Origin of the sequence: Candidatus Jidaibacter acanthamoeba, assembly GCF_000815465.1 — a bacterium.
GTDB classification, from domain to species: domain Bacteria; phylum Pseudomonadota; class Alphaproteobacteria; order Rickettsiales; family Midichloriaceae; genus Jidaibacter; species Jidaibacter acanthamoebae.
In genome coordinates this window covers 19,167-28,785 of sequence record NZ_JSWE01000011.1, presented here as the reverse complement: position 1 = coordinate 28,785, position 9,619 = coordinate 19,167, and the positions used below count along the sequence as shown (strand labels likewise).

Sequence of the window (9,619 nt, the reverse complement as noted above, 5' to 3'; positions counted from 1 at the left end):
AGCCGTAATATCTAGCAAACTATTATATATTTTTGTAATGTTGAAGCATAATAAAAATATAAACTATGCTATTACTATGAGAGATTATAAACCAGGCTATTCAGCATCCAAGGTCAATTATTCTTATAGGTTTACTAATACCGCGTCCGATGTTTTTAGAATTGTTGATAATCTGGAAAATGACATGCGTGATTCTAAAAAAGAAAGTATAACTCCGGCAATAAAACAATTTTTATTTAAAAACCTTACAGAAATTATCAATTCAAGTAGAGCAGGGGATCGGCATAACTTTAAAATATCGTTAGATACCTGCTTAGGAAGAAGTGATATACGTGATTCCGTGAAATTAATTATACTTCATAAGCTATATATTTTCCTTAAGCAAAAAAATAATATTTTTGCACGAAATGTTGATCAATACTATGAGAATCTAGTTTCAAAAAAAATAGAAATTTATACTCGAAGAGAATCAGAGCACGATATAATAGAGCTAAACATATTTCTCCCACTAGTCAGAACTTTGAAGAAGGTTCTTAACCAAGCAGAATTATCAGCACCGACTACTGAATATCTTAATAAGATATGTAAAGAAATTTTATGTATGCGAACAACAGCCGGTATAAATAGTAATTATTGCAATTCACAATGTGCAGACTACCTGCTTGATATATTCCAACTTAATCCTTCATTATATGAAAAAAGAGCAAATGNTATAGAAATTATAAGCAAGTTATTTGAAAGAGAACTTCTTCTCAATTTTCAACAAAAGCTTAGCTGTATATATACATTAAGTGGGTCGCTTATAGTATATTTGGGTATCTTGAATGTAAAAACAGATACCGGGATATATGAAGAAGTTCATCTTTGTTCCCGGGCGATTATTTCATACTTGTATAATAATGATAGATATAAATGTGTGGGTAGCAAGGGGGATTTTTTGAGCCCTGCAGATGCTGTTATTAGATTAAGAAAACTATGTAATGATAAACCATTGCTTTCATATGATGATTCTTTACATAAGATATTGGATAAAATACATTCTTTTTTTNAGTCTCAAGGTNATACCTCAATATTTGACCTTANCANGAGAGTTGTAGCAANAGCTGAGNAATTATATAATTCTAACAATGATACTTATAAAGAAAGATATAGTAATAANGATTCCCTCNCTTTTTCATANACACAACAAATTACTGCACAAAGAGAAAACAGAACACAGGATAGCCGAAGATACTACTGANATTATCCTGTCTTAGTAANGAAGGTGATNTTGCAAAGATTAGAGAAGGTATATGAAGTACTGATGTATTATCAGTTAAGCGGTTCAGATAGGAGTNTAAGTTAATAGCTATAGTTGGAAGACTCATTCAGATTTAATCCTAATTTACAGTATTGTCAGTATTTTCAAATGGTACCTTAGTATGTAATTAAAATTTAAATAATATANTTATATTTTATAAAATATATTAATTTACAACTTCAATAGATTAGTTTTAAGATAAGTTTTAATAATATTAAAATTTTAATTAGAGTCATTAAACTAATTTATGGGTAAAAGTGTATTTAAGAAAGATATAGTTGTAAGACTGAAAGAATTTAATAGCGAAATGCCGTTAAGTAAAATAGAAAAGATAGTTGATACTTTTTTTCAGGAAGCCGCAACCGCATTGGTATGCGGGGACAGAGTCGAACTACGGGGACTTGGTTCTATGGTGGTAAAAAAAAGAACTACAAGGCTTGCAAAGAACCCGAGAACTAATCAAAAAATTGAAGTTGGTAATAAAGGAGCATTATGCTTTAAACCAAGTAAAGAACTTATTAAAAAACTTAATAAAGTTAGTAGCTAATAAATACAGTAATATTTTAAACAAACTTTAGAGCTTACTTATATTTAGCTAACCACTTCTTGAAATTAAAGGGAGAAAATATGATTGAAAAGAATGTTCAATTTTTAGAAGCAGTAGAAAATGGGGATAAGGAGAAAGTTATAAACCTTGTTAACAAGGATCCTACTTTGTTAAAATATACTATGGAGGATGGATTTACCGCCATACATTTAGCATCATTAGAAGGGCATAATGAGGTAATTGAGTATCTGATAAGCAAAGGTATGAATGTTAATGTAGAAACTAATGAAGGAGAGACTGCCATACATCTTGCTGCATATGAAGGTTATAATCAAACTATAGAGTTATTATGTAGAAATGGTGCAATTTTTTCACCATTAGAAGTATATGAAAACTTATTAGAGGGAATAAAATTAAAAATTATTGAAGATAAGGATTTTATAAAAGCTATAATATATAATAGCATGCAAGTATTGGAAGAGTTCCGGTTAATTGAACCGAACGCCATAGAAGATAGTACTAATAGTGAAGTTCTGGAAAACATGTTGGTTAATGATCTTAAGAATCATTCTTTTATAGTGCCTGTTATTGACAATTTTATAAAGAAAAAAATAAATATAGAGAATCTAAGTTTACAGGATAATGATTTAGAAATTATGTTAAATAACTTGCATAGTAAAAATAGGTATTCTTCATATTATAAGTGCCTATATTTTTTAATTGAAAATGGTCTGAGACTCGATCACATTATCCCTATTATTGAGACTATAGACAAAAAACAGCAAGAAGATAAAAAAATAAAAATTGAAACGCCAGTAGAAGAGAAAGGCGAGGGTGGAAAGAACAGGAAAGTACCTAGGCTTTTTAATATTATAAAACAACACATAGCTAATGGATCTACAAATGAACTTGCAGGATATACAAATATATTTCAAAGAATAAGAGAAAATAATTTAGAATTAGAGGAGATTTTAATTCCTGATGAAGTAAAAGAAAAGATTATGGATTGTCTGATTGATAGAACAAATAATACAAGATTTGAAGTATTACCAACTAAGCGTGAAGCAAACTCATGGATTAGCAGAGCTCTAAAGAGGGAATTTATAATTTCCCGTAATAATGAAAAATAATAATACCCAAGAGTGTAAGAAACGATCGTTTTATACACTGCTTAAGTTTTTCTAAGTAGTGTACGCAAAATAATAACTTTCCAGTGTATAAACCAATGTCTAAATCAAAGTAGATAAATATACTATATTTATTAAGTATAGAGATTATTCCTAATTACTTATAATTACTATTTACTCTATTTGACAATATAAAGCATTGTGGTTACTATTTATTATATATAAATAATAATAAAAATATAACATGGCAGATTTCAGAACAGAAGTTGATAGGAGTGGTAGAATATTAATCCCACTAGAACTTAGAAGGGAGATAAATGTAAATACAGGCGATACTTTAGTACTACGTAAAATTGATAATGAAATAAAGCTTCTTAAATACCAAGATGTAATAAGAGAAATACAAAGCTTCTTTGCCAGTAGGAAAAAAGAAGGAATTTCTATGACTGATGAAATAATAAAAATGAGACGAGAAGAGAATAAGGTAGAGTAGAGTAATTAAATATGAACTTAGATAAATATAGAAATATAATAATAGACACTTCTGCCTTTATGGCATTCTTTTATCAAGAGGAGGGTTGGGAGTTAGTAGCCAAATATATGCCTAAGTCAATATTATCAGCCGTCAATCTTTCAGAAGCAATTAAGATATTTAAAGAATATGAAGATATAAGCAAAGAGCAATCCTTAGAGTATATATATAAAGCAGTAGAAAAGATAATACCCTTTGATGAACATCAGGCAGGAATAGCCGGAGAGATGGGTAAGTATTACAAAACCATATGGATTATCACTAGGAGACAGAGCATGCATAGCAGCAGGTATAGTTACAGGGTTACCTATAGTGACGGCTGATAGGATATGGAAAGAAATAGACTACCAGGGTGTTGAGATAATAGTGGTAAGATAATGTTGATAGGATATGCAAGGGTTTCAACTAGTGATCAAAACTTAGATATGCAAATAGATGCACTAAAGAAAGCAGGGTGCAGAGAAGATAAGCGGGACTAAGGCAGATAGGCCTAAATACACGGAACTAAAAAAGTATGTAAGAAGTGGTTTAGATACAGTAGTAGTATACAAACTAGATAGGTTAGGAAGATCATTGAGGCATCTGATAGATGAGATAGTAGAATTAAATAGTAGGGATATAGGATTTAAGTCATTACAAGAAAATATAGATACCACTACTTCAGGTGGTAAGTTATTCTTTCATATATTTGCAGCTATTGCAGAATTTGAGAAAGATATAATAAAGGAAAGAACCTTATCGGGGTTAAGTGCGGCAAGATCAAGGGGAAGGTTAGGCGGAAGGCCTAAGAAGCTAAGTGAGCCGGAGCTGTTGATGATGAGAAGGTTATATGCAGATAAGAGTAATAGCATAGCAGAGATATGTAAGATGTTTAAGATTAGTAGGTCGCTACTCTTTAAGTCAGTTAATTTTTAATAATAAAGATAATTAAATTATGAGAAAAAGAATTTTAAATATTCTTAGAGGCAAAGCAAAAGTCATTTTAAAGTATTAAGAATATTCAAAAGTGATAAAACATAGGCATTTAAGCTCTCCTATCAAGTTGATCAAGCTTCTTTTAATCTTATAAGTTCACATAAGAACAATATAAATTAATAAGTTAACTATTGTTAAGTAATAATTAATCAAACAATACTTAAAGCAAGTATTAATCTAAATATTCGGTTAATTATATGCGTTTTTCTGATCCCTTACATACTTCAACCTCAGGTATTCAAACTAGTGTTGTAGAAAATAAAATTTATTCAAAGACTAGAGAAAATAAAAATAATACAATTTTCTTAGATGCCGATAAAACGTTAAAAAAAATAGAGGGGATAAGGGAAGAAGTAAATAAGCTATACGAAGCGGAAGATATAGAAGAATGCTTACATAAAATAAAAGAGGGGTTAAAGGCATGTAACAACGGAATAAATGTAGGTAATTATTATGAGCAGGAGTATGAGTTATTCTTAAAGTTAGGGGATATATATTCTAAAAGGGAAGATAAGCTGGATTACCCAAAAGCAGTAGGAATATATCAGTACGTACTTAATATAATAGATAAGCTACCTGATGGAATTGATAAAGAAGGCCGGAAGAGGGAAGTAGAGAATAAAATAGGATTGGTAGAAGAGGAATTTATAAAGCAATACGGTAATAACAAACAATTATCTGAAGGGTATAGCGGCAAAAGAAGTTTAGAGAGAATCGGAGAATATAAAACCGGATTAGAAGAACATCGGGAATGGGTAAAAGGGGAATTAAAAAGGATAGAAGATTTAGGGATAAAGGAAGGAGAAGAGGAGCTGGATGAAGAAGGGTTAGAAAGTAGAGCAGAGGAAGTAGAGAGAATATACGGAGAGATAAGAGAATACTTTATAGGAGACAACGGGTTAATCAAACAATTACTGAACAACTGTATAAAAGAATTAGGAGGATTGCCAAAGGTAATAGATAAAAGAACAGGGGAAGAAAGAGAAGTAGAGTATGCAGCTTTTGGTATGGGCTCTATGGCGCTAGGAACCATGACACCTTGGTCGGATATAGAGTGTGGGATAGCAATAGAAGAAGGATTAGATGAAGAAAAAGCAAAAGAAGTTAAGGAATACTTTAGAAGCCTTACAACATTAATGTATATCAAAGTAATAAACTTTGGAGAAGGGGTATTAAATTACCAAGGGATTAAAGAGCTTAATGATTTAAGCAGGATAGGAAGTGCTGAGGATTATTGGTTTGTTGATATGTTGAGTCCTAAGGGGTTTTGTTTTGATGCTACATTGCCCGATGGATGTAAAACTCCGCTTGGAAGGCAAGGGCATAGAAGAGTAATAAAAAGTGAAGGAAGAGAAGAGCTAACCCAATATAAAAATTATGAGTTAATTGGTACAATATCAGAAATGCTGGAGTTTCAAGAAGATGCATCATGGGAGAAGCATGATATGACATTGGTACAAGCTTTATGGCATATAGTACCGATATCAGGCAGTAAAAGGTTAATAGAAAAGTATCAAACAAAATTAGAAGATTATAGAGAAAAAATAGAAGAAAAGTCTTTTGCAATATTAAAAAAGGATAACTTAGAATTAAATCCATTTGGTCAAATAATTAGTGGAGATAAAGAAGGCCAAATATTAAAAGTTAAAAGAGAAATATATAGATTTCCAGATAGGATATTAATTGCATTAGGAGACTGTATAGGGAATATAGGAAATAATGGTTGGGAGATTGTGAGATTTTTACTTAAACAAGAAGAGCGAGAAGAAGATAAAGGGGATTTTAAACGATTACAGATAGCACTCAGTATAGCAACTGAGTTAAGGTTACGGACATATGCGCATAACGACAGTCGTAAAGAAGACCTATCAGCATCAGCAAGATATGAATCAAAGATTAAAGAGTTAAAGGAAGCTGAAACTGAAGAGGTGTTTTATATTAAAGACATAAGAATATTATATAGTTTTTACTATATAATATTACCTTTAAGTATAACGGTAAGTAGCACTGAGAACCAAGAAAAATTAAGAGAACTATATAAGAAGGTAAGTTTTGTAGGTACTACTCCAGTAATTAAAGGATATATATATAAAAGATTTATAAAATATTATGAAGCAATAAAGGAGTTCGAGAAGATAAATCCTAATGAAATAAGTATTTTTCTTAAGGAAAGTATAGCAGGTTTGTATCATTTAGTAGGAAATAATGAAAAGGCATTACAGCTATATGAAGAGATACATAAATATGTAAAATTACAGCATAAAGAAGAGCATACAACTATAGCATATTCATTGAACAACATAGGGAATGTTTTACGAAGTTTAGGACGGCATAAAGAAGCTTTGGAAAAACATCAAGAAAGCTTAAAAATGCAAAAAGAAATATTCAAAGGCGATCATCCTAATACAACATCTTTGTTAAATAATGCAGGAAATGTTTTACAAAGTTTAGCACGTTATGAAGAAGCTTTAGAAAGTCATCAAGAAAGCTTAGTGATGACGAGAAGAATATATAAAGGTGATCATCCGAACCTAACAGCTTCGCTAACCAATATAGGAAATGTCTTACAGAGTTTAGCACGTTATGAAGAAGCTTTAGAAAGCCATCAAGAAAGCTTAGTGATGACGAGAAGAATATATAAAGGTGATCATCCGAACCTAACAGCTTCGCTAACCAATATAGGAAATGTCTTACAGAGTTTAGCACGTTATGAAGAAGCTTTAGAAAGCCATCAAGAAAGCTTAGTGATGACGAGAAGAATATATAGAGACGATCATCCTGATATAGCAAATTCATTAAATAATATAGGATATGTTTTGCAAAATTTAGGACGATATGAGGAAGCTTTAGAAAGCCATCAAGAAAGTTTAAATATGAGGTATAGAATATATAAAGGCGATCATTCTGATATAGCAATCTCATTAAATAATATCGGATATATATTGTTAAGCTTAGGGCAGTATAAAGAAGCCTTGGAAAGCCATCAAGAAAGCTTAGTGATGACGAGGAGAACATATACAGACGACCATCCTGATATAGCAAATTCATTAACCAATATAGGAAATGTTTTACAAAGCTCAGGGCGGTATGAAGGTGCATTAAAAAAATACAGAGAAAGCTTAGTGATGACGAGAAGAATATATAGAGACGATCATCCTGCTATAGCAGATTCATTAAGTAATATAGGTGATACTCTATTAAGCTTAGGGCAGTATGAAGAAGCTTTAGCAAGTTTTGAAGAAAGCTTAGCGATGCAAAAAAAGATATTTAAAGGTAATCATCCTGCTATAGCAGCTTCATTAACCAATATAGGAAATATTGTTGAAATCTTAGGTTTATATAAAGATGCATTAGAGAAGCACCAAGAAAGCTTAGAAATGAAAAAGAAGATATTTAAAGGCGATCATCCTGGTATAGCAACCTCATTAAATAATATAGGATATGTTTTTCAAAAATTAGGTTTATATGAAGATGCATTAGGGAAACACCAAGAAAGCTTAGCGATGCAAGAGAGGATATTTAAAGGTGATCATAGTAATATCGCAATTTCATTAAATAATATAGGAAATGTTTTACGAATCTCAGGACGGTATGAAGAAGCTTTGGCAAGACACCAAGAAAGCTTAGATATGCAAAAGAAGATATATAAAGGCGATCATCATGATATAGCAAGGTCATTAAACAATATAGGAATTGTGTTAGGAAGCTTAGGGCAGTATGAAGAAGCTTTAGCAAGTTTTGAAGAAAGCTTAGCGATGCAAAAGAAGATATATAAAGGCGATCATTCTGAAATAGCAGACTCATTAACCAATATAGGTAATGCATTAGAAGGCTTAAAAAATTATGAAGATGCATTAGAGAGGCAGCAAGACAGTTTAGATATGAAAAAAAGGATATATAAAGACGATCATTCTAACATAGCAGCTTCATTAACCAATATAGGTAATACTTTAGTAAGCTTAGGACGCTACGAAGAAGCATTAAAGAGACACCAAGAAAGCTTAGATATGATGAGGAGAGTATATAAAGATGATCACTCTGATATAGCAGGCTCATTAACCAATATGGGTAATACTTTAGTAAGCTTAGGGCGCTATCAAGAAGCATATGATTATAGCAAACAATCCTACGATATGTTAGTGATGTTAGAACTTATCGATAACCATCCTAAGCATCAACTCACAAAGTATTTATTAAAAAAATGTACTATGCTTTTAGCAAATAGAGAAATGATTCTAAATAATGATGCAAAAGGTTTTGAGCTATATTCCTTGGTAGGGATAGAAGTGGATCACTTGAAGCAACATATAATGTATTTGACCGATATATTTTGGAATAATAAAGATTTAGATTTAGCTATTAGCTGCTATGAAGTACTAAGTAAAAAACTTGACCCTCAAGTAAGGTATATAAAGCACAATTTAGCATGTATGTATCATGCTAAAGCAATTAGCTTATATAAAAATAATAATATGGAGCAGTATGAAGAATACATTAGTAAATCAAAAGAGGTATTTGAGTTAGCAATTAACTTAGAATCAGATAAACCAGCAAGTTCAGCATTATATACAGAATACTCAATGTTTTTAGTTAAGTGTCATGATACCAGTAATGCAGAAGAATATATAAGAATAGAAAGTTTACTAAATAATGCAATTAAACTTAAAGAAGATGGCTCAGGTTTAGAATACAATCAACTGGAAAAAATAACGATAGTAGAACCATTACAAGAACTGCTTAATAAGAGAGATAATGTGTCTATTGAACCATACATATTAGCTTATTACTTGCTAGTAAAAATACATAATCTTCGTAATGAAAAAGGAAAAGCTAAAGAAGCAGTAATGAATTTTGATACCATGGTAAAAAGTGTAAAGAGAGAGGATTCTGAAGTGCCTTTAACATTACTAATTGCAGCATATAAAGAGCTAGGCTTTAACTTTCAAGCAAAGATATACCAGGAAATATTAGATGAAATTGTTTGCAGTAAACAAGAAGGAATAGAAAAATAGTCCATAAGATTTAGTTAAAAAGACAAATACAGCAATTCACAAAAAGCTAAGCATATGAGTTTAAGCTATAATAGCACTTATACCAAGAAGTTAACAAAATAAATATTGTAAATAAAAAATATATAA

At 30.9% G+C, this 9,619-nt stretch carries 6 protein-coding genes and 1 pseudogene; all 7 read left to right on the top strand.

All coding sequences use genetic code 11. The features are described 5' to 3' along the window. Window positions 1-1,547 precede the first annotated feature (1,547 nt). The 7 genes and pseudogenes from NF27_RS00160 to NF27_RS00135 all read left to right on the top strand — a co-directional run bounded on the left by NF27_RS00160 (window position 1,548) and on the right by NF27_RS00135 (window position 9,493). Window positions 1,548-1,847, top strand: coding sequence for an HU family DNA-binding protein (locus NF27_RS00160; RefSeq protein ID WP_039454507.1), 300 nt, complete (start codon window positions 1,548-1,550; stop codon window positions 1,845-1,847). A gap of 80 nt (window positions 1,848-1,927) precedes the next feature. Next, complete coding sequence (locus NF27_RS10920) at window positions 1,928-2,977, top strand: ankyrin repeat domain-containing protein (protein WP_053332441.1); 1,050 nt, start codon at window positions 1,928-1,930, stop codon at window positions 2,975-2,977. A gap of 241 nt (window positions 2,978-3,218) precedes the next feature. After that, entirely contained in the window at window positions 3,219-3,467 is a 249-nt protein-coding gene (locus NF27_RS10915; protein WP_053332440.1) for an AbrB/MazE/SpoVT family DNA-binding domain-containing protein, read from the top strand. Between the two features lie 11 nt (window positions 3,468-3,478). Further along, the gene (locus NF27_RS00145; RefSeq protein WP_053332439.1) at window positions 3,479-3,829 is read left to right on the top strand and encodes a PIN domain-containing protein; all 351 of its coding nucleotides are present in this window, start codon (window positions 3,479-3,481) and stop codon (window positions 3,827-3,829) included. Window positions 3,830-3,883: 54 nt separating this feature from the next. After that, window positions 3,884-4,217 (top strand): annotated as a pseudogene (locus NF27_RS13360) (recombinase family protein); the annotation flags it as partial. After that, window positions 4,191-4,421 carry a helix-turn-helix domain-containing protein gene (locus tag NF27_RS13355; protein WP_458692785.1) on the top strand — a complete coding sequence of 77 codons (231 nt, stop codon included), beginning with the start codon at window positions 4,191-4,193 and terminating at the stop codon, window positions 4,419-4,421. The pseudogene NF27_RS13360 and the gene NF27_RS13355, both read left to right, overlap by 27 nt. Window positions 4,422-4,678: 257 nt before the next feature. Then, on the top strand, window positions 4,679-9,493 hold the full coding sequence (locus NF27_RS00135; RefSeq protein ID WP_039454505.1) for a tetratricopeptide repeat protein: 4,815 nt from the start codon (window positions 4,679-4,681) through the stop codon (window positions 9,491-9,493). Window positions 9,494-9,619: the final 126 nt, after the last annotated feature.

Excerpts from the sequence above, each read along its gene's own strand:
- NF27_RS00160 (WP_039454507.1), top strand. The coding sequence starts at position 1,548 with ATGGGTAAAAGTGTATTTAAGAAAGATATAGTTGTAAGACTGAAAGAA.
- NF27_RS10920 (WP_053332441.1), top strand. The coding sequence starts at position 1,928 with ATGATTGAAAAGAATGTTCAATTTTTAGAAGCAGTAGAAAATGGGGAT.
- NF27_RS10915 (WP_053332440.1), top strand. The coding sequence starts at position 3,219 with ATGGCAGATTTCAGAACAGAAGTTGATAGGAGTGGTAGAATATTAATC.
- NF27_RS00145 (WP_053332439.1), top strand. The coding sequence starts at position 3,479 with ATGAACTTAGATAAATATAGAAATATAATAATAGACACTTCTGCCTTT.
- NF27_RS00135 (WP_039454505.1), top strand. The coding sequence starts at position 4,679 with ATGCGTTTTTCTGATCCCTTACATACTTCAACCTCAGGTATTCAAACT.